A 20388-nucleotide genomic window follows, 5' to 3' on the forward strand; every position below is an offset into this window, starting at 1 on the left:
GATGTCATGGGGGTTTTCAGCGTATAAGGCGGATTGGTAATTCGCACATTATTAACAAGTTTATGAAAAAGAAGGTTAAATTTTGAGCAATTCATACGATATTTCGTAATTTACGATCCTTCGTAGTTGGCGGCATGCAGCTTCGTCTGTTCAAAATATTTGTATGTTTGATGATTCCAATATCTCCGCCGCGCTCGCGCATTTCGCGTTGCCCACGATCCTTCTTGATGCGGAGGGTGATCAAATCGTGTCATGCAATGCGCAGGCCTTGTCACTGTTCGGTGCGGATCTTGCGGGTCAAAAATTGCGTCCGTTCTTAATGTCGCAAACACCTGAGATGGCAGTTTTTCTTGAGGCAGTTATGCATTTTGGGCGTTATATCGAAACGACCCTCGACTTTATGCGCGCCGATGAATCGCCCTTGCACCTGCAGACATACGGGACCCACCTTGAGGGCCGGCACATCATGTTGACGTTTCTTGATCTGGACGCACAAGAGCGGCGCACCTACTTGGCTGATCAAGACGCACACCAGCGCGCGGGCCTGATGCAATGGCAAAAAATCTATGGTTTTTTTCGTGAAATGGAATCCCAAAACCATCTAATCCTAGAAGCCGCCGGAGAAGGAATTTACGGGATCAATGCCCAAGGCAAGGCCACGTTCGTCAATCGTGCAGCGCAAGAAATGCTCGGGTGGAGTGTGGACGATCTCATCGGGCGAGAATTGCATTCTATCATTCACCACAAACACCGGAACGGTGACCATTTTCCGGCCTATGAATGCCCGATCTACGATTCGTTTCGACGTGACAAAACCGTGAGGATCAATGACGATACGTTTTGGCGCAAGGACGGCAAGCCCATTCTGGTCGAATACGTCTCAACTCCGATCTACGATCACGGCGTGCTCGCTGGCGCAGTCGTAATTTTTCGTGATGTGACCGAACGTACGGAAAACGAAAAGAAGCTGCGCCATGCGTTGAAACAAGTCCAAGATCTGCGCGTCCAGTTGGAACAAGAGAATGACTACCTTCTAACCGAGATCCGCAATGTAAGATCGCATGCAGGGATCGTTGGCGAGTCTGCCGCGATCCTGAATTTGAACGCGCAGATTGATTTAGTCGCAGATACGAAGACAAATGTATTGATCACCGGGGGCCCCGGAACAGGAAAAAGCCTGGCGGTGAGTGCGATACACGAGGCGAGCAGTCGTCGCAAACGCCCACTTGTGCGGGTAAATTGTTCAGACATTTCGCCCCATGAACTAGAGATAGAGTTATTTGGTTATCGACGCGGTTCTTTTCGCGGTGCCGCGCGTGACACGGCGGGCAAACTGGCACTTGCCAATAATGGAACCCTACATTTGGACGATGTGTCTGACATCCCCAAAGAGTTTCAAGCCAAATTGATTGCCGTTATCCAAGGCTGCGCGTTTCGCCGCCTTGGCGACACTGTGGATACGCCTGTTGATTTAACAATCATATCCACATCATCACGCGACCTCGACACCGAGGTGCGAGCGAACCGTTTTCGCCATGATCTGTTCTTTGCACTGAACGTCTTTCCGCTGCGCTGTGATGCTTTGAAAGACCGGCGTGAAGATATACCCTTGCTCGCCAAACACTTTCTTGAGGCATCTCTGTCCCGCCTGCGGCTACCAACGACGCGGCTGACGAAGGCTAATATTGGGGCTTTGTTGGCGTACGATTGGCCCGGCAACGTCCGAGAGCTGGAAAATGTCATCGAACGCGCAGCCATCCTAGCTCAAGGTGGCAAGCTTCGATTTGAATTTAACGCATCGGCATCAAAGACCTTGGCCTTCGACGGCAACATCCTAACAGGTACGGATTTACGCCAGTTGGAGAGAGATAATCTTATCAGGTGCCTTTGCAGATCACTCGGAAAAGTCTCAGGGCAAGGTGGTGCAGCTAAGCTCTTGGGACTTCCCCCGACCACCGTCTATTCCAAAATTAAATCTCACGCGATCTCAGAGGGTGATTGGGTAAATGGGATGTTGGGCAATGCGAGTTGAAACGCTGCCTATATTTGGTTGAAACACGTACCGTCAGTTGGTTGTCACCTGTCAACACCGTCCAATCTAAGACGTATCAATTTCGAACGGTCGTCATCGTTATATCAGGCTTTGTTGGAAGTCAGCTTTAAGGTGGTTTTCCGTTTTTGAAGAAAGTTTTAGTATTGGAAACTGTGGGCTCGCAGCAGCCGTCCGCCGCCCAGAACAAACTCCTGTTCCGCGACAGTTTGAATGTCCGCTCTCGACATTATCGCACTACCACCTCGCAATCGCAGTGAAAGTCCGTTCTCCGCCGATTCTGTTGAAAAACACCGTTTTGCGCGTGCAGAAAGTCTGGCGTTGAACAGGGCGCAAGCGCCTTTCTTATCAGGCTTTGCACGCTTGCTGCGGTGCAGGAAAGATCTTGGCTAGTTTGCGGAGGTTTTGGGCGGTTGCTGCGAGGAGGAATTCGTCATTTGCGCCGCATGGTCCTCGTAATCTCAATCTGCCGTCCCAACCCAAGTCTGCCGTCCCAACCCAAGAATGCGTTTGAGGCTTGCGAAGAGCATTTCGACCTTCTTTCGCAGTCGCATTGAAACGGCATGTTGTTTGGTTTTTGGCCCCTCTCATGCATGTAAACATGCACCGCCGGGCAGTCAGTGTCGCGGGCAACTTGACGTGCGTCTTCGTGTTCTTCGCGGGTGATCTTGCGAACATCGATATTAGGGTAATCCCCCCATTTATGGGGCTGTTTGAAACTAGAATTACGCGGCCATTTTGTATTGGTTCAGCTTCATAGCGGGAGTTACGCCGCCGATTCCCATATTGGGGCGGTCATTGTTGTAAGTCCATAACCATTGTGTAGCGTAACCTTGTACCTCCTGAATGCTGTGAAATATGTTTGTTCCGAGCCATTCATTCACTGCCCGGCAGTCGATGCTAAGCATCGATGAGAGGGGCCGCACTGTACGGTTGTATCGCTTGATATAGGCGTTCTGCTGCGGCTTGCCCGGCTGGATATAGCACAGGGTGATATGGTGTTTTGACGCCCATTCAATCAGCTTGGCACTGACGTATTCTGGGCCATTACCCACGCGTATCATCGCGGGTTTTCCGCGCCACTGGATGACTTGATCAAGGCTGCGTACAACCCTTGCTGCTGGCACAGAGAAGTCCACATCGATTGCCAGACCTTCGCGGTTAAAATCATCTATGATGTTCAATGTCCTGAAAGATTTCCCGTTCCACAACTGGTCTGCCATGAAGTCCCCTCTCATTGATTGCAAAGCAATCAACTGCCGGGCAGCGATTGACCACACTTGGTTTGGTCGTTCTGGCACTGACAACGGATCGGGGCGCTCACGTTTTAAGCGTTTACGGGGTTTGATACGCAGATTTAGCTCCAGTTCGCAGTATATCTGACGGACCCGTTTATGGTTCCATCCGAACCCTTTCACATTGCGCAAATAAAGCTTCTCGGCGATTGTAAGCAATCACCTGCCAGCCATCGGATAACACAGTCCAAAGCCCCAATTCTTTCGCGCCTTGGTCAACGTGACCAGCCAATCTTCAATCTCCTCATTTCCATCTGCTAGGATCGGCACATACCGATAGCAACGCTGGCTGATCGCGAATGCCCCCTCTCAGGCATGTAAAAATGCCCTGCCGGGTGCTGCGGGCATGCCAGCGCAACGCTGACACCACGCGCCACGACTGCTTGTTGGGCCATCTCTCGTCGGAACGACGGCCTCATTACTTTTTTGCCAGCGCTTCCTTCACCAATTCATTCTGCATCGCGATATCTGCATACATGCGTTTCAGACGCGCATTCTCCGCCTGCAATTGCTTCATCTCAGAAATGAGCGACGTGTCCATACCGCCATACTTTGAGCGCCACTGGTAAAATGCAGCACTGCTCATTCCGTGCGTACGGCACAGCTCAGAAACAGGCACCCCGTTCTCAGCTTCCTTCAAGATCGAGACAATCTGAGCCTCTGAATAACGTGATTTCTTCATCGTGAATCTCCTTGGCTTATCTTGCCGCAAAAATTCTAGTTTTTAACACAACCATTTTTCGGGGGGATTACCTTAGGGCAGCACTTTGGCTTTGGATGGGCACGCCTGACAGATCAGTTTAGGCCCACGATATTTTGTCCTGCCCGTCGTGGTTGGGCCTCGACTGGGATCGGAATAGTTGCGGCGAGATTGCTTGAGCGACTGACTTTCTGGGCAGATGTACTTGTCGCCCTACGGGTCCCACTCAAAATTAGCGCGGCTCAGGGTGCCATCGGTGCGGCCAGCCTTATCCCCTCTCGTGCATGTGAACCTGCACATCCTAGGCAGTGAATGACCGGGATGTGCGGCGCGATGCCACGATCCACTAACCATCCCGGCATCGTGCGCACGGACCCGACTTCGGCCTGACGGATCGACCGCGTGGCCTCAACATCCATTGCCCGGCGGTCGTTTGCGCTTGCGCCATGAGAGGGGCGGCTTTTGGAAAAGGTTGAGTGGTTGGGCACATTGTCGCTCAGATCCAGTCCGCAGAACCAGCGGTAAGCAAGGTTCAGATGCACCTCTTCGCAGAGGCGATGTTCGGACCGAATGCCGAGGCAGCAGCCAACCAGCAGCATTCGGATCAGCAGTTCTGGATCAAAGGACAGCGACCAGTATGGCTGTAACAAACGGCGAAATATTGACGGATGCCAGACAGGTCGACAAACCGCTCAATGGATCGCAGCAGATGATCCCGAGGAACGTGATTATCTATCGAGATTGAACCGGCCCGGCTTTACCGGAGGGCAAAACTCTCGGAGAATTGCCCGTTATGGAACAGACACAAAAGAAGAAGACCTCGAAGCCGTATTCACCTGAGTTCCGCGAGCGTGCGGTTCGGCTGCTTATGGAACACCGCGATGAATATCAGAGCGAAGCTGCGGCGCTGACGGCGATCGCGGGTAAATTGGGTTGTTTGCCGGACAGCCTTCGCGTTTGGGCCCGTCAGGTCCAGCGCGATGGCGGCGAACGGCCAGAGCCTACCAGCGCTGAGAAGGCGCGGATCAAGGAACTTGAGCGTGAGAACCGCGAACTGCGTCAAGCCAATGAGATTTTGCGTAAGGCGTCGGCGTATTTTGCACAGGCGGAGCTCGACCGCCCGTTTCGCAAATGATGGATTTCATTGCGGAAAGCCGAGAGACACTTGGGGTCGAGCCAATCTGCAGGGCGCTGCAGTTTGCCCCTTCCACTTATTATGACCGGCGCGCCATCGCGCGTGATCCTGAGCGGGCGTCAGCTCGTGCCAAGTCTGATGCCGCTCTGAGCGTCAAGATCGACGGGGCTTGGGCGGACAACTGCAAACTCTACGGGGCCCGAAAGATTTGGCATGTTCTGCGACGGGAGGGTGAGGATGTTGCCCGCTGCACTGTGGAGCGGTTGATGCGCGCCTTGGGCATCAAAGGCGTCGTTCGTGGCAAGAAGGTCATTACCACGAACCCGGACACGTCTTTGCCATGCCCCCCCCTCTCGGCAGATTTGCTTTGCAAATCGCCTGCCAGGCAATGGACGACAAGGTGAACCGCCTGTTCAAGGCGGATCGGCCAAACAAGCTGTGGGTTTCAGACTTCACTTACGTGCCCACATGGTCAGGGACAGTCTACGTCGCGTTCGTGATTGATGTCTTTGCAAGGCGGATCGTAGGCTGGCGCACATCGACATCAATGAAGACCCAATTCGTGCTCGACGCGTTGGAGCAAGCAATCTGGCAAAGAAAAACACCAGATAACAAGGCTTTGGTCCACCACTCGGACCGCGGATCACAATACCTGTCGATCAAGTATACCGAGCGCCTGGCCGAGGCCGAAATCGATCTCTCGGTCGGAACCGTCGGTGATGCCTACGACAATGCGCTGGCCGAGTGCGTCATCGGCCTCTTCAAAACCGAAGTCATCAACCAAATCGGTCCATGGAAATCGATGCGTGAGGTTGAGTGGGAAACGCTGAAATGGGTCGATTGGTATAACAACCGCCGCCTGCTCGGCCCCATCGGATACATCACACCCGCAGAAGCAGAGGAGGCGTTCTATGCAAACCTGAACAAACTCGATATAGTCGCCTAGTCATTGAATAAATCACCCTCCGGTAAAGCCGGGGAGGTTCAAACCGCCTGAGTGCCGGGCCAACACGCCCTTCGCCGATAACGCGCTTGAAGACCGCTACGCCATAGCACTCCTGGTGGCGGGCATCCCCGAATAACTTAGCGCAGAAGATTATCTACCGCGCGGCGAGCCGCTTCGCGGCGCTCAGCTTTTGCCAGTATTGCAGCCGGACCGACAGGGCGGCGGGCGAACAGCGCGGGCAGGCCGCTGACAAGGCGCAAAACCAGCGCTTCAGCCGCATCGCGGGCTTTGGCCATCTGGCGGCCCCGTGCGTTGAGGTCGGCATTGAGATGGGTGTTGGTGTTGAAGGTGGTCATGGGCTTGGCTCCTGGGTTTGAGTTGGTGTAATAAGTTTTGTCTTGATCCCAAGGTGCCTAAAACACAGAGGCTGCGCGTCGGGCAAAGTCCCTAATTTGTGCCTCGACCCTCCCTATTTGTTCATCCGCAGACTCCCTATTTTTAGAGAGAGGATTGGCTCGGACCGAACCATTTCTTGATTTAACTGATCGCTTTTCGCTTATACTGGTGAAATTGAAGGAGGCCGGGAGAGCAGGATGTTATTGGAGCGCGAAGCCGAAAGGGGACCACTTCAAAACTTACTGAGGGAAGCCTCTAAAAGCCGAGGCCATACGGTTGTGATCAGCGGTGAGGCCAGGATCGGAAAGACTGCGCTTACCCGGACGTTTCTTAAAAATGCTGCACCTCTCAGCACGCGTGCTGAGAGGTGCGTGCGAAGACCTCTCAATCGCCGAACCGCTCGCCCCGCTAAGGGATCTTGCCCGTGAAGCGGATTGGGAACTGCCGCGCGATATCTCGTCTCAGGGTGATCGGCTGTCAGTCTTTTCTGAAGCGCTGGAGATTCTGACTGACACGGAACAACCGACCGTCGTGGTGATCGAAGATCTGCATTGGGCTGATGACGCGACCTTGGATTTTCTGCGGTTTCTGGCCCGACGGATCAAAGATCGACCCGTTTTGTTACTGCTGACCGTCTGGGACGACAGTCTGGAAAGCCGCCAGCATGTTCGACGGGTAGTTGGGGCGCTGTCACCGGATACTATCACAAGAATGGTTTTGGCTCCGTTGTCAAAAGTGGCAGTCACCATCCTGTCTGACGGAGCGGAGCGAGACGGTGAGGCGGTCTACAAAGTGGCGGGCGGAAATGCTTTCTATGTTACCGAGCTATTGCGCAGCAGCAATCGAAGTCTACCCCTTACGGTTCAGGATTCAGTTCTTGCGAGGGCCGAGGCATTGAGCCCGAAGGCGCGCCAGATCCTCGATGCCGTGTCAATCTTTGCGCGGCAGACCGAGACACGGATGATCGAGGTGCTTTGCCCCAGCGCAACTTTCCTCGTCGACATTTGCGTAAAGCTCGGCTTGCTCGAGGAGCATGGTGAGGTTCTGTCATTTCGTCATGAGCTTGCCCGGCAGGCGATTGAGGGCGAACTTTCCGGTGCTACGCGACGCGAGTTGAACGCAAGCATCTTGGCAGTTCTACTCGATCAGGGAAATGTGCAAAATGCCTATTTACTGCACCACGCGGTTGCGGCTGGCGATAAAACTGCGATCCGCAGCCTCGTCCCTCAGGCAGCCAATGACGCGCTGCGGCTTGGTGCTTTGAGATAGGCCGCCGACTACTTAAAGCTGGCATTGGATCATTCGGGCCCGCTCTCCGAGGGGTGAACGTGCGGCGTGGTTACAAGAATATGCATGGACAAACTACCAGATCGGCCAAATCCCTGATGCGATCAGGGCCGAAAAGCAGGCGCTGGAATACTATGTGTCAGAGCGAGATATCACCCGCGAAGGGGACAGTTACCGCCGCCTTTCGCGGTTTTACTGGGTTGCAGCTGACGGCAATTCGGCTCGGAACTATGCTGACAAAGCTATTCAGACACTTGCCAGCCAGCGCGGCCCGGAACTGGCGATGGCTCAGTCGACGGTTGCGCAACTTGCGATGCTGGACAACAATTACGATGCGGTCGTTGGCCCGTCGAATTCTGCTATGCAACTGGCAGAAGAATTTGAACGGCCTGATATTCTCTCTCATAGTCTGAATAATCTTGGGATGTCCTTTGTCTGTACCGATCCAGACTATGGGCGCAGTCTGCTTCAACGCAGCTTGGACACAGCCACCGAGATCAGGAGTTTCGACAACGCTGGCAGAGCGTACACCAACTTGGCATTCTTTGAATTAGCCCGCTTGAACTATCGACAAGCGATCGACTTTGCTCGGCAGCGGGTACAGTTTTGTCGTGATACAGATCAGGAGGGTATGGCGACTTATCTGAGTGGCGCTGTCGCATGGGCGCAGATTCAACTTGGCCAGTACGATGACGCTTTTGATCAAGCGCGCCAGACTTACAGTCTCGAGGCAGATATGGCCATCTCCAACCCCCAAGCCTTCAGCTCTGCGATTTCAATTCTGTGGATCTCCATGCGCCGGGGCGACGGTCCCGGAGTAGAGGCTTTCGAGGTCTTGCAATCGTTCATCGTGGGTATGGATGAGATGCAGCGGCTCTGCGTCTATGCAAAGGTTATGGCGGAAAGGGCATGGCTCGGCCTTGAGCCGCGAGAGCGGGCGATCGAAATTCTGTCCGACGTCGTCGCAAAGGTTAACGACATCTGCCATGTGCCCTTTGTGGTTTTGTGGCTTCACAAATTAGACCCTGGGTGCTCGCTGCCCTCTTCAAATTACTTGTTAGAACCTGTTCGTCTACAGATTTCCGGCCGGTGGCGGGAAACCGCGAATGCCTGGGCTGCCAAAGGCGGTTCAGCGCGATATGCGCGAAGTCGGGTATTGGGTTCACGTCGACTGGGCCACGACAGTCAACGCTTAAGAACCCAGCCGGCCTGACACGGCGCCAGATGGACGTGCTGAAAACCCTGAACGAGGGCATGTCCAACGCCGAGATTGCAGCGCGCCTTTTCGTCGCGCCAAAACCGGTTGACCACCATGTTTCGGCCATTCTGTCGAAGCTTGATGTCTGGTCACGAGGCGAGGCAGCAGCGCTGGCTCGGGAAGCTGGCTGGTTCTAGATATCCTCGCTTGAATGCTTGGTTCTGTTTGTGTTTCCGCGCATAGGCTCGTCGAAGGCAAATGGCTGCTTTCTCAACTTTAGTACTTTGGTGAGATTTGCCATTGAATGGCCACTATGTCCGGCGGATCTTGATGCGTAGCGCTGCGAAGATCTTGTGTGGATGGCTCCTGCATAGCAAGACATATTTGATCAGATTTGTGCATTTGTCAGAAGCAGTCATGTGTTCCCGCTGCCCGGCAGTTGATTGCAAGGCAATCAATGAGAGGGGCCTGTTTGCGCGGTTTTTGACCGCTGGCCCTGATGGATTCCGCAAACCGAGTCCCTATCAGCTTTGCGGGCTATGTCGCCCGGGACCTTCGACGGGGTGTCCTGGTTTTGGCGGCAGACTTATGCACCATCATCTCGCGGGTTTTGCTAACTCTTTGTTCTTTCTCCCTTTAGGCCGTGCGCGGTGTATAAGGTTGGTTGCGGGTTAAAACGGCCCAGACAATCCTTGCCGTTTTATTGGCCATAGCGACTGTTGCGACGCGCGCAGGTTTTCGTTCCAGCAGCGATATCAGCCATTTGCTGGCGCGCTCCGGGTGCGACTTGGTCTGTCGGACGAGCGACGTCATGCCAACGACCAACAATGATCTTAAGTATTGATCACCCATTTTTGTAATGCGCCCCAGTTTCTCTTTCCCGCCGCTGGACTTGTTTGCGGGCGTCAAACCCAGCCATGCTGCAAGCTCGCGGCCATTGCGGAACTGATGACCATCACCAATGCTGGCGATGATTGCCGAGGCTGTCACCACGCCAACGCCCGGTATGGTGCGCAATAAACGGACACGTGCATCTTCCTTGGCGACCAGCTTGAGCCGATCTTCATACCATCGGACCCGAGCGTGGAGTGCCATAAGATGTTCGCTAAGATTATGGATCACCTCATTGGCAATCTCGGGCAGATCTAGCACTTCGCCTACTAAAATATCCTCTGCAAATCCGATGACCCGCGCGAGGCCCTTCGCGATGTAAACGCCGAACTCAGCGACCAGGCCACGCAAGCCATTGATCAACTGGGTGCGTTGTCGGACAAGCAGAGCCCGTGCGCGATGGAGCGACAGCAGAGCTTGTTGCTCAACGGTTTTTATTGCAACAAACCGCCCTCTCGGTGAATGCAAGCTTCACCTGCCGGCAATGATCGTCGGACGGGTCACCGCTTCACAAATCGCCTCCGCATCGATCGCATCAGACTTGCCGCGCTTAACGTATGGCTTGACATATATCGGCGGGATCAGCCGAACATCATGGCCCAACGCCGTGAGTTCCCGGGCCCAATGATGCGCGCTGCTGCAGGCTTCCATACCAATCAGGCAGGGCTCAATCTTGGAGAAGAACGGCAACAGCTGTGCCCGTCTCAAAGGCCTGTTGAAGGCGACCTCTTCGTCTTCTGTGATCCCGTGAACTTGAAAAACGTTTTTGGCCAGGTCGAGGCCGATTGTTGTAACTTGCATGGGGTGGCTCCTCTCATATGCAGATATCTGCTATCTGTCGGCTGCCAAAGAATGGATATTTCGTAAATATCCGATCAATCTCATGCATCAGCTTAAGCGTCTCAGCATTCACCCCAACTGGTGTGTAATAGATCGACGAACGGCTGATCTTGAGCAGCTTACACTGGCGCGTCAGGCTCAGTTTTGTGTTCTCTTTGCGGATCATCTCGCGGCGTTTTGATGGGCTCACCCTGGTGAATTCGCTTTAGCGAAATAAGCTGTCTTCAGCCCTTGTGACAAAAAAACGTTCTCCACCGCTAACTGACCAATCTTGGCGTGCAGCTCTTTAATCTCACCGGCCTTGTTCTCAGCCTTTTTGACCTTGTCGGTAAAAAAACCAGCCATGCCTTCGATCGCCTGTCGTTTCCATGTGCTCACCTGCGTTGGGTGGAGCTGCCGCTTGGCCGCAATCTCCTGAACCGTCTTGTCACCGCGCAGCGCCTCAATCGCCACAGTAGCTTTAAAGCTGTCTGAAAAGTTCCGTCGCTTTGTCATCCTCGTATCCATTCGTTCGTGTTGGATACATCTTAGCACGCTGTCCAGTTTTGCCGGACCACTTCACTCGTGCATTGCTGCGCAATGCCCTGCCTGGCTGCAGATGCATTGTATGAAACTACTCGGTCAGAGCTTGGCAGCGCGCGACTTCGACCGGCAAGTTGCGGAAATCCAAATCCGCGCAGCGATACTCAATGGCTTCACTGCACTTGGCATCCCCAGAACCGTTGTCGTAGCATAGCTCCATCAGGGGTAAGGGGAAGTCAGACCTCATGCTGCCTTGTGCAACAAAGCCCATCGCTGCGCAAAGACGTGGACGGCCTGAGCGGTGATGCACTTGCCAATATTGGCTGGGTGTTTCCTGCGCAAAATGCAGAAGGTGCGCACATGAACCTGTCTGGTGGTGGTGTGGCTGCTCATTCGCCAAACCGCGATAATGCTGTGACGTTCATGGAATACCTCACGTCCGATCAGGCGCAGCAGTATTTCAGCGCTGGTAACGACGAATATCCTGCAGTGCCAGGCGTTGGGTTGTCACCATCTTTTGCTGCGTTGGGTCTATTCCGTCCCGACGCGGTTGATCTGACCGAAGTGGCGAAGAATGTGCCAGAGGCGCAGATGATTTTTAACCAAGTTGGTTGGGAATAAGCTCTTTTATTAACGATTGAGAGAAGGGGTGCCATGTAAATGGCGCCCTTTTTGCATGCGGGAGTGCTGGCCCTTCCATTAAGTCTAAATTAGATATGTTGACTGTTTTAATCAGGATTGACATGCCTGACTAAATTACTCATGTATTGTGTATGAAGCATAAAACCATCTCCCGTGGCGGTGCGCCTGTTGGTCATCTTGGCGAACTTGGCCCGATTGAAGCCAGCGCCATTATTTATTGGCGACTCTGGGCCGAGGGGACGGACGGGCAACGTCGTGTTCAATCCGATTTCCGCAGTGTTTTAGGTGAAACCGTTGGTTTTGAGGCGGTTCACGCTTTGGCCCAGATTTTCGATATGTGCGCCCGCCATTGCCGTCGTCCACTGATGCGGCATGGATTGGCATGTAAATGCATCGGCGCCGACGAAAGCTGTTTCGCGAACTTCATCGGCTACGCGTCTGAATGCAAACGCGAAGACGCGGCCTTGATTGCGTCGCTAATGGTTGATCCGAACCTGTGCATACCGATGGCGGCCTTGGCGCAGACGTTTGGATTGGCATTGCGCCGCATGACGCTCGCACCGCTGCCGGCCGATCTGAAGTTTACTTTGAACGATATCAATACCACCTCAAAAACTATTCATTAAGGAACCGATATGAAAAAGATTCTACTTTCAACAGCGCTGACATTTGTCGCACCAATAGCGTTTGCCGCTGGCCATGCGCAGGACGTGTTGACGACATATTCCAACATTGCCGAGGCGAACTATCAGGACAGTCTGACGACAGCACAGACGTTGCAGACGGCCGTCAATGCGCTGATCGTGGACCCGACCGAAATCAACCTACAAGCCGCCAAGGCCGCATGGTTCGCCGCGCGTGTGCCTTACCAACAGACCGAAGTGTACCGTTTTGGCAATTCAATCGTTGACGATTGGGAAGGCAAAGTGAATGCGTGGCCGCTTGACGAGGGGCTGATCGATTATGTGGATGCGTCCTACGGCGGCCCATCTGATGAAAACAAATTTGCAGCGCTGAATGTCATCGCAAACCCGACATTCACGTTGTCTGGTGCTAATATTGATGCGTCTGCGATCACGCCAGATTTCCTTGAAGGTCAGTTGCATGAGGCTGACGGCGTCGAATCCAACGTTGCGACTGGCTACCACGCTGTTGAGTTCCTTTTGTGGGGCCAAGACCTGAATGGCCACGGTACGGGGGCTGGCATGCGCCCGGCGACGGATTACGCCATGGGCGACGATTGCACGAACGGCAATTGCGACCGTCGCGGTGATTACCTGCAGGCGGCCACAGATTTGCTGGTGGCTGACCTTGAATGGATGGCTGAACAATGGACGGAAGGCGGCGACGCACGCGCGTCCGTCATGGCGGATGAGGATGCGGGCATTGCGACAATCTTGACCGGCATGGGATCGTTGTCATACGGCGAAACGGCGGGCGAACGCATGCGCCTTGGCGTGATGCTGAACGACCCCGAAGAAGAGCATTCCTGCTTTGCCGACAACACCCATAACGACCATTACTACAATGGTGTGGGCGTACAGAACGTCTATCTGGGCAGCTACACACGTATTGATGGCACGGTTGTGTCAGGCGCGTCCCTCGCTGATCTGGTCGCAGGATCTGACGGTGATCTGGACACTGAAATGCGCACCAAACTGTCCGCCACGATCCGCGAATTGGGTGATATCAAGCATGCCGCTGAGGCGGGTTTTGCCTACGACATGATGCTCGAAGCGGGTAATGCAGCCGGCGAAGACCTGATCATGGGAGGTGTGAACGCCTTCATCGATCAGACGCGGTCTATCGAACGTGTGGTTGCGGTTCTGGGCGTTGATGCCGTTGGGATTGAAGGGTCCGACAGCCTTGATGATCCGGACGCTGTGTTCCAGTAAACGGTCCTAACGTCTGAAAATTTCGGCATGCGCGGCAACACATCGCAGCGCATGCCGTTATTACTGTTGCGACGGATAAGACATGAAAACTCGATCCTTATTTGCTTTTATGATTGTCCTGCTTGCGGCACCTTTTGTGGCGGCCGAAGTGGATCGTTACGCCACTATTGCGGGCGATCCACACTTAAACGTCGTGCCACGCACCGACGCGGAACAGATTCGGGTCGTGGACATTGTCGCATTTCCAACCCAATTTACAGCATCGCAACGGTTCGAGGGACGCCCAGCGGGGGCCGCGACTGTTCGTGTTACGCCCGATGCAAACGCGTTCAGTCAGCCATCCGAAAACCTGTCCTTTGATGACGAGCTGAATTTCAGGGTCGGCAACGGATTGTTCCGCAAAATTTGGGTGTCATCGCCGTCATCAACTTTGGCGTCTGACGGTTTGGGGCCATTGTTCAACGCGCGATCCTGCCAGAGATGCCACATCAAAGATGGCCGTGGTCATGTGCCAGAAGGACCAAACGACACCGCGATTTCGATGTTCTTGCGCGTGTCTGTTCCGGACGTTGCGGCCACTTTGCATGCCATTGATGGCTATCACGGTACAGCACCTGATCCAAATTACGGCGAACAATTGCAAGACTTCTCACTGCCCGGGATTGCACCTGAATACAGCCTGCACATTACATATGAAGACATCGAAGTGCAAATGGCAGGCGGCGAGGTTGCGACGTTGCGCGCGCCGACCTACACGGCTGCCAACCTCGGTTACGGCCCATTGGCGAGTGGCGCAATGTTGTCGCCGCGCATCGCGCCACAGATGATCGGTTTGGGCCTGCTCGAGGCTATTCCAGCGGTGGATATCCTTGCGCTGGCCGACCCTAATGATCTGGACAATGACGGCATTTCAGGACGCCCGAATATTGTCTGGTCGCTGGAGTTTGATCGCCCCATGTTGGGCCGTTTTGGCCTAAAGGCTGGATCGCCGAGCATAGTGGAACAGTCCGCCAGCGCATTCGCAGGCGACATCGGCATCTCCAATCCCTTGCATCCCAATGGCGCAGGCGAATGCATGCCCGCCCAGACTGATTGTGTCAACGCGCCCCACGGAGACGGCGATGCGCGCGGGTTTGAAATCGACCAAGAAATCCTTGATCTTGTGACATTCTATAGCCGTAATTTGGGCGTTCCTGCGCGGCGCAATATGGACGATCCGGATGTGCTGCGCGGCAAGGATTTGTTTTACAATGCAGGCTGCGTCGCGTGCCATCAGCCATCGTTCGTGACCAATCGACTTGCGGGTCAACCTGCGCAAAGCTTCCAACTGATCTGGCCCTACACAGATATGTTGCTGCATGACATGGGCGACGGGTTGGCCGACAATCGCCCCGAAGCCGTGGCAAACGGGCGCGAATGGCGCACGCCGCCACTTTGGGGCATCGGGCTGACTGAACAGGTTTCTGGACATACACAATTCTTGCACGACGGGCGCGCACGATCCTTGTTAGAAGCGGTGTTGTGGCATGGCGGCGAAGCCCAAGCCACGCGCGACCGTGTGGTTGAAATGTCGCCGGATGACCGCGCGGCACTGCTAAAATTCCTGGAGAGTCTTTGAATGAAATTAGCAATCGCACTTATCCTCGCGCCTGTCGTCGTCACCGCAGATTCACGCGTGGACGCAGTGTTAGATGATCATATCCTACCCCGATTTGCAGCGCTGAGTGCTGCCACTGGCGCGCTGGCGGCCGCGCAAACCTGCGACATGGCGGAGGAATGGAACACAGCCGCCGCCGCATGGATTGCCGTGTCACACCTGCGGTTCGGGCCAAGCGAGGCTGAAAACCGTGCCTTCGCACTGGCGTTCTGGCCTGATCCGCGTGGATCAACGCCCAAAGCCCTGGCTGATCTGTTGGCCGATGATGCCCCCGTTATCGCGGATGCATCCGTCGCGGGGCGTGGAATTTATGCAATGGAATTCCTATTGTTCGATCCGGCATTTGCGGGTGCAAATGGCCGCTGTGATCTTGTCGCCGCGCTCGCAAGCGACGCCCACACCACGGCCCAAGCAATTGAGGATGATTGGCAGAATCGCTACGCTGAACTGATGCGCGATACAGGAAACGACACCTACCGCGACGACACTGAAGCGCTGCAAGAACTGTATAAATCACTGACGACGGGCCTCGATTTCACCACGTCCATGCGTCTGGGTCGCCCGCTTGGGACGTTCGATCGGCCACGCCCCTTACGGGCTGAAATGCGCCGATCCGCGCAGTCGTTGGACAATATCGCTGTGTCATTGGAAAGCCTTGATGAGTTGGCCCATCTGTTGTCAGGTCGTGATCCCGATGATGCGATTGGCAAAGAATTCGATGCGGCATTGACGGCATGGGACGGTGTCGCGTCCCTTGAAGAAAGTAGCAATCTAAGCGTCGTCACTGTACCCGCCAGCCGCTTCAAAGTCGAAACCTTGCAGCAACGCATCGCAGAGATCCGAGTATTCCTGAGCGAAAAACTCGGCCCTGAATTGGGCGTTATCGAAGGTTTTAATGCACTGGATGGCGATTGATGGCGTCGCGTCGCAGATTTCTGGCGGGGCTGTTGGCGACAGGCCTTGCCCCGCTGCCGACATGGGCTGAGGCGGGTGATCCATCGTTTCTGTCGGCGGCGCGCACACCGGGCGGTGATTATGTGTTGGTTGGTCTGGACGATGCGGGCGCGGAACGATTCCGCATTCCATTACCTGCGCGCGGACACGCCGCTGCCGCCCATCCGACGCGCCCTGAAGCGGTCGCTTTTGCCCGCAGGCCAGGCACATTTGCCGTCGTTCTTGATTGCCGCAACGGCGATGTTCTGGCCCAATTGAATTGCCCTCAGGGACGCCATTTCTACGGGCACGGCACGTTTGATGGATTGGGTGACCTGCTCTTCACCACTGAAAACGATTACCGTGCAGGGCAGGGGCGCATCGGGATTTGGGATGCGCGGCGTGGCTATGAACGCATCGGTGAAATTGCGTCCCACGGCGTTGGTCCGCACGATCTGCGCTTTATGCCGGAGGGTACTTTGGTTGTTGCAAACGGCGGGATCGACACGCACCCCGCCTCGGGTCGTGAAAAGCTGAATATTCCTACGATGCGCCCAAACCTGACGTATCTTGACGTGGATGGAAATATTCTCGACCACATCGAACCGGACCACCACCAAGCCAGCATTCGTCATCTCAGTGTGCGCGCAGACGGTTTGGTCGGACTTGCTATGCAATGGCAGGGCGACAGTGCAACGGCACCCGCGCTGGCGGCAACACACCGGCGCGGTGAGAGGTTACGTTACATTGGCGATGGTGCTGAACTGTCGGGATACGTTGGCAGTATTGCGTTTTCATCTGATGGAACACAGCTCGCGATTACGTCGCCACGCGCGGGGGAAGCGCAGGTGTTTGACATAACCACATGCGTCGTGGTGCGACGATTGCACGAAAGCGATATTTGCGGCGTCGCCGCATCTGGCACAATGATGATGCTGACAGACGGGCGAGGTCACGTTTTTGATCTGGCTAAAATTGAACCCCGTATAGCGATGCATGAGCTGATGTGGGACAACCATTTAGTTGAAATCCGACGCGCGTAGTTGCGAGTGCACAGCATTGGACCCGCAATCGTTACTTCGTCAAAATTAACTTACCCGCGCGCGTGACCCGCAACGTATATGTCTGATCTTCGAGGACGATTTGTGCCAAATCACCTCCTTCGGTCAGGTCTTTGGCCCGATAAGTTGGCAGCGTGTCGGTCGGTGTGTGTTTGGGCGGGGCTGTATGGAATGTCATGTTGAGAAGCTGCTCGCAACATTGCCGCGTGATAGATTTGCACGGTCGAACACCCACTCAACTGGCATACCTTCTGCTGTAGATGCAGATCGCAATACTTCGAGAGCGTTGAGAGGGGGCTCGTCGCAGTGATGTTCGTCACTATCATGGTGATTTCGCGTTTGTACGTTTGGCTGCATATTGGAAGTCCTCACATGGATCACGTGTCGGGCTTCCCTTGTTTTGAAATCGGGTGGCTTGACTGAATTTAATCCTGAGTGAATTTGTCAGATATGTCAATTCGATAGTTTCTATCAGGCATATATGGAGGATGTTGCAAATTTTATCTTATGATCTGAAATCGCCTTCGTTTCGAAAAATCATCAACTTTTGTAGCTTGCAATTTGCTTGGCACCGTTTGTGACCGTTGCACATTTCAACACCCGTGCGAATCCTTACCATTCATGGCACATCATTTTTGAGGCGATTTGGAACTTCGGATGAACGACCGGCCGTGTACTTTTAAAACTCTCAAGAACTATCTTTCCGACTTGAGGATAAGCGGTACTGATAGGCTATTCGTTCATCGTTCATCGTTCATCGTTCATGGTGCAGTGAAGCTAGCACCCAAGTTGCCCTAGTTTCGAACAACGATGCAATGCAAATTTTGGAACAAGTCCACGGTATTTTTGTGACTGATTTGGCTTTGACCAGTGATGTGTAGGGGCCAATCCACAGAACTCACGGCGTTAAGCGCGCGTGGCCGCGTTTCAATGAGCCAGAGGGCCTTGTGGCCGGACTGAGCGATGTGTTGCGACGTAAGTGCAGTTGACACGAGTGCTGGCCGCTAAGTGCTGCACAGACGCTCATCGATCTAGGAAATACCCTGACACCCAACAGCGTCTGGCGCATCCCTTGCCCGGCATTGGTTTGTTTGCAAACCATGAGAGGGGTGCAGTTTACGGTATCCATAAACCTTGCCGCTGTCGGTCCATGTTTGCTGGATTATCTCAGTCTGTCGCAGGTCCTCTTGCGTAGGCAAACTAAACGGTTCTGTAAGCCATGCGTAAAAGCCACTGAAATGCGTATCAACATTTGACACATCGAACCGAGCGAAAACTCGGGCCGATGAGTCTGCCTCTCGGGACATTGCGTCGTGCTGTCAGCACGCCGTTGGCGTGGCGCAATCACCTGCCGATCAATGGAGTCCCGAGGCCGCTTGGCCACTTCACTGACCCCGTACCCACACTCAACAACCTGTGCCACAGCGTCCTGTTCAAACTCATCCGTAAACCGAATTCCCTTGTTCATGTCCGTCTCTTCTTGGTTTCAAAATTACCAAGCAAAGCGTCTGCAAATTCAGGGGCACCTCAGATTGACGCTTATGATATATTGCCGTGGGATATTGGAGGATGGAACCCAAGCATGGTCCAGTCCTACCCATGTTCTCCGAAAATTCAATTGCCAGTCGGGTCTGACGTGGACAAAGGGGAACTGTCATGGAACGTTTGATTGTTCGCTCTTTCTTCGTTGTTACACTGGCACATGACTAAGTGGTCCGAAACTTTGAAATCGGGCCTATTATGGTTTGAACCAAAGATTGCGTGGCGTATTACACAGACATTCATGGCCGGTTTGCGTGATCAGGATCGGTTCGGTGATTTCCAGCCCGCCGTCGTCCAGCCACAAGGCGGGCATGAAGTGGAATGTCATCCCTGCCTGCAAAATGGTCGCGTCGCCGGCGCGAAATGAAATTGTACGTTCCCCCCAATCGGGCGGATAGCTGATGCCAATGGCGTAGCCGCAGCGCCCGTCTTTTTGAAACCCTGCTTTGTTCAGCGTGGCGTTGAATGCGTTGGCGATGTCCTGCGCTTGGTTGCCCGGTTTTGCCTGTTCCAATCCGGCGTCGATTGCATCCAGAACGGCGGCTTCGGCGTGTCGGTATTTGGGTGGCACATCGCCCAAGAACAACGTGCGAGATTGTGGGCATTGATAACGTTTGTGCGCACCTGCGATTTCAAAAAACGTCGCCTCGCCTTTGACCATTGGTCTGCCATCCCACGTCAGATGCGGCGCGGTTGCGTCCATGCCGGACGGTGCCATTGGCACAATCGCGGGGTAGTCGCCCCAATGTCCATCCGCGCCGCGCATACCCGTCGCGTAGATTTCGGCGATCAGATCGTTTTTGCGCAGACCCGGTTCCGCAAGTTCAAAAATTCGCGCATGCATGGCTTCGACGATGCGGGCGGCGCGGCGCATATAGGTGATCTCTTGTTGTGATTTCACCGCGCGTTGCCAATTCACAAGGCCCGTTGCGTCTTTGAACGTCGCTTTGGGTAAATGGGTTGTGAGCGATTTGTGGGCCGCGGCGGTGTAATAGTAATTGTCCATCTCGACACCAACGCGCGCACTCTCCAAGCCGTGTTCGGCCAGCAACGCGGCAAGTTCTTGCATCGGGTGTTTGTCGGGGTTTTGCACGAAGGTGTCGTCGTAGCCACGGATCGTGTCGCCGTCTGACATGAACACGGTGCGTCCTGCACCGATTGCGTCCATCGCACGGCCCCACCAGACTGGATCGCCGGTCATCGTCAGTACCACGCCTTGATGCACGTAAAAGGACCAGCCGTCATAACCGGTTAGCCAAGACATATTAGACGGATCGGTCACAAAGATTGCGTCTAGTCCCGCCACTTGCATCGCCGCACGGGTTTTGGTGATGCGGGATTGGTATTCTTGCAGGGTGAAATTCGCTGTGCGTACTGTCATAGGGCGACCTTAGCTGC

15 protein-coding genes, 7 pseudogenes and 1 other annotated feature are annotated in these 20388 nt (G+C 54.4%); of the genes and pseudogenes, 13 read left to right on the forward strand and 9 right to left on the reverse strand.

Annotated features, from left to right (window positions below; translation table 11 throughout):
* Positions 1-163 precede the first annotated feature (163 nt).
* A complete protein-coding gene (locus OAN307_RS05270) occupies positions 164-2032 on the forward strand; it encodes a sigma 54-interacting transcriptional regulator (RefSeq protein ID WP_015498795.1) in 1869 nt (622 codons plus the stop codon).
* A 366-nt stretch (positions 2033-2398) separates the two neighbouring features.
* On the opposite strand, the pseudogene OAN307_RS27740 reads toward OAN307_RS05270, so the two are convergent.
* From OAN307_RS27740 to OAN307_RS29680, 3 pseudogenes are all read right to left on the reverse strand, one after another.
* A pseudogene (locus tag OAN307_RS27740) lies at positions 2399-2738 on the reverse strand (hypothetical protein); the annotation flags it as partial.
* A 37-nt stretch (positions 2739-2775) separates the two neighbouring features.
* Positions 2776-4027, reverse strand: a pseudogene (locus OAN307_RS05280) (IS3 family transposase).
* A 461-nt stretch (positions 4028-4488) separates the two neighbouring features.
* Positions 4489-4787: pseudogene (locus OAN307_RS29680) on the reverse strand (transposase); the annotation flags it as partial.
* Between the two features lie 51 nt (positions 4788-4838).
* Here OAN307_RS29680 and OAN307_RS05300 point away from each other — a divergent pair.
* Positions 4839-6126, forward strand: a pseudogene (locus tag OAN307_RS05300) (IS3 family transposase).
* Positions 5135-5251: a sequence feature (AL1L pseudoknot), on the forward strand. Its footprint overlaps the pseudogene before it by 117 nt.
* Before the next feature lie 137 nt (positions 6127-6263).
* Here the strand turns inward: OAN307_RS05300 and OAN307_RS05305 are convergent.
* The gene (locus OAN307_RS05305) at positions 6264-6482 is read right to left on the reverse strand and encodes a hypothetical protein (RefSeq protein ID WP_044043238.1); all 219 of its coding nucleotides are present in this window, start codon (positions 6480-6482) and stop codon (positions 6264-6266) included.
* Between the two features lie 237 nt (positions 6483-6719).
* On the opposite strand from OAN307_RS05305, the gene OAN307_RS31140 reads away from it, so the two are divergent.
* The 4 genes from OAN307_RS31140 to OAN307_RS25910 all read left to right on the forward strand — a co-directional run bounded on the left by OAN307_RS31140 (position 6720) and on the right by OAN307_RS25910 (position 9204).
* Positions 6720-6950: an ATP-binding protein gene (locus tag OAN307_RS31140; RefSeq protein WP_083902915.1), complete on the forward strand. Its 231-nt coding sequence runs from the start codon at positions 6720-6722 to the stop codon at positions 6948-6950.
* Positions 6859-7791 (forward strand): AAA family ATPase, encoded by a 933-nt coding sequence (locus OAN307_RS05310; protein WP_015498799.1) that lies wholly within the window; start codon positions 6859-6861, stop codon positions 7789-7791. Before OAN307_RS31140 ends, OAN307_RS05310 begins: the two co-directional genes overlap by 92 nt.
* Before the next feature lie 331 nt (positions 7792-8122).
* On the forward strand, positions 8123-9022 hold the full coding sequence (locus OAN307_RS05315) for a tetratricopeptide repeat protein (protein ID WP_144055505.1): 900 nt from the start codon (positions 8123-8125) through the stop codon (positions 9020-9022).
* 11 nt (positions 9023-9033) lie between these two features.
* Positions 9034-9204: a LuxR C-terminal-related transcriptional regulator gene (locus OAN307_RS25910; protein ID WP_083902916.1), complete on the forward strand. Its 171-nt coding sequence runs from the start codon at positions 9034-9036 to the stop codon at positions 9202-9204.
* A gap of 439 nt (positions 9205-9643) precedes the next feature.
* Here OAN307_RS25910 and OAN307_RS05320 read toward each other — a convergent pair.
* The 3 genes and pseudogenes from OAN307_RS05320 to OAN307_RS05330 form a co-directional block, all read right to left on the reverse strand.
* Positions 9644-10699: pseudogene (locus OAN307_RS05320) on the reverse strand (IS110 family RNA-guided transposase).
* A gap of 13 nt (positions 10700-10712) precedes the next feature.
* A complete protein-coding gene (locus OAN307_RS05325; protein ID WP_044043242.1) occupies positions 10713-10904 on the reverse strand; it encodes a hypothetical protein in 192 nt (63 codons plus the stop codon).
* 20 nt (positions 10905-10924) lie between these two features.
* A complete protein-coding gene (locus OAN307_RS05330; protein WP_144055506.1) occupies positions 10925-11245 on the reverse strand; it encodes a transposase in 321 nt (106 codons plus the stop codon).
* Between the two features lie 88 nt (positions 11246-11333).
* On the opposite strand from OAN307_RS05330, the pseudogene OAN307_RS27745 reads away from it, so the two are divergent.
* From OAN307_RS27745 to OAN307_RS05365, 7 genes and pseudogenes are all read left to right on the forward strand, one after another.
* Positions 11334-11474, forward strand: a pseudogene (locus OAN307_RS27745) (IS5/IS1182 family transposase); the annotation flags it as partial.
* Positions 11475-11530: 56 nt separating this feature from the next.
* A pseudogene (locus OAN307_RS05340) lies at positions 11531-11881 on the forward strand (extracellular solute-binding protein); the annotation flags it as partial.
* A gap of 152 nt (positions 11882-12033) precedes the next feature.
* Positions 12034-12528 carry a hypothetical protein gene (locus OAN307_RS05345; RefSeq protein WP_015498803.1) on the forward strand — a complete coding sequence of 165 codons (495 nt, stop codon included), beginning with the start codon at positions 12034-12036 and terminating at the stop codon, positions 12526-12528.
* A gap of 9 nt (positions 12529-12537) precedes the next feature.
* Positions 12538-13797, forward strand: a complete 1260-nt coding sequence (locus OAN307_RS05350; RefSeq protein WP_015498804.1) for an imelysin family protein — start codon at positions 12538-12540, stop codon at positions 13795-13797.
* Positions 13798-13879: 82 nt separating this feature from the next.
* The gene (locus OAN307_RS05355) at positions 13880-15415 is read left to right on the forward strand and encodes a di-heme oxidoreductase family protein (protein WP_015498805.1); all 1536 of its coding nucleotides are present in this window, start codon (positions 13880-13882) and stop codon (positions 15413-15415) included.
* Complete coding sequence (locus OAN307_RS05360) at positions 15416-16369, forward strand: imelysin family protein (RefSeq protein WP_015498806.1); 954 nt, start codon at positions 15416-15418, stop codon at positions 16367-16369.
* A complete protein-coding gene (locus OAN307_RS05365) occupies positions 16369-17430 on the forward strand; it encodes a DUF1513 domain-containing protein (protein ID WP_015498807.1) in 1062 nt (353 codons plus the stop codon). The genes OAN307_RS05360 and OAN307_RS05365 overlap by 1 nt, the downstream gene beginning before the upstream one ends.
* A gap of 31 nt (positions 17431-17461) precedes the next feature.
* Here OAN307_RS05365 and OAN307_RS05370 read toward each other — a convergent pair whose 3' ends face one another.
* Both OAN307_RS05370 and OAN307_RS05380 read right to left on the reverse strand, forming a co-directional pair.
* A complete protein-coding gene (locus OAN307_RS05370; RefSeq protein WP_015498808.1) occupies positions 17462-17626 on the reverse strand; it encodes a hemin uptake protein HemP in 165 nt (54 codons plus the stop codon).
* Positions 17627-19186: 1560 nt separating this feature from the next.
* Positions 19187-20371, reverse strand: coding sequence for a M24 family metallopeptidase (locus OAN307_RS05380; protein ID WP_015498809.1), 1185 nt, complete (start codon positions 20369-20371; stop codon positions 19187-19189).
* Positions 20372-20388: the final 17 nt, after the last annotated feature.

The sequence above is a fragment of the Octadecabacter antarcticus 307 genome, assembly GCF_000155675.2.
In the GTDB taxonomy this organism is placed as follows: Bacteria; Pseudomonadota; Alphaproteobacteria; order Rhodobacterales; family Rhodobacteraceae; genus Octadecabacter; species Octadecabacter antarcticus.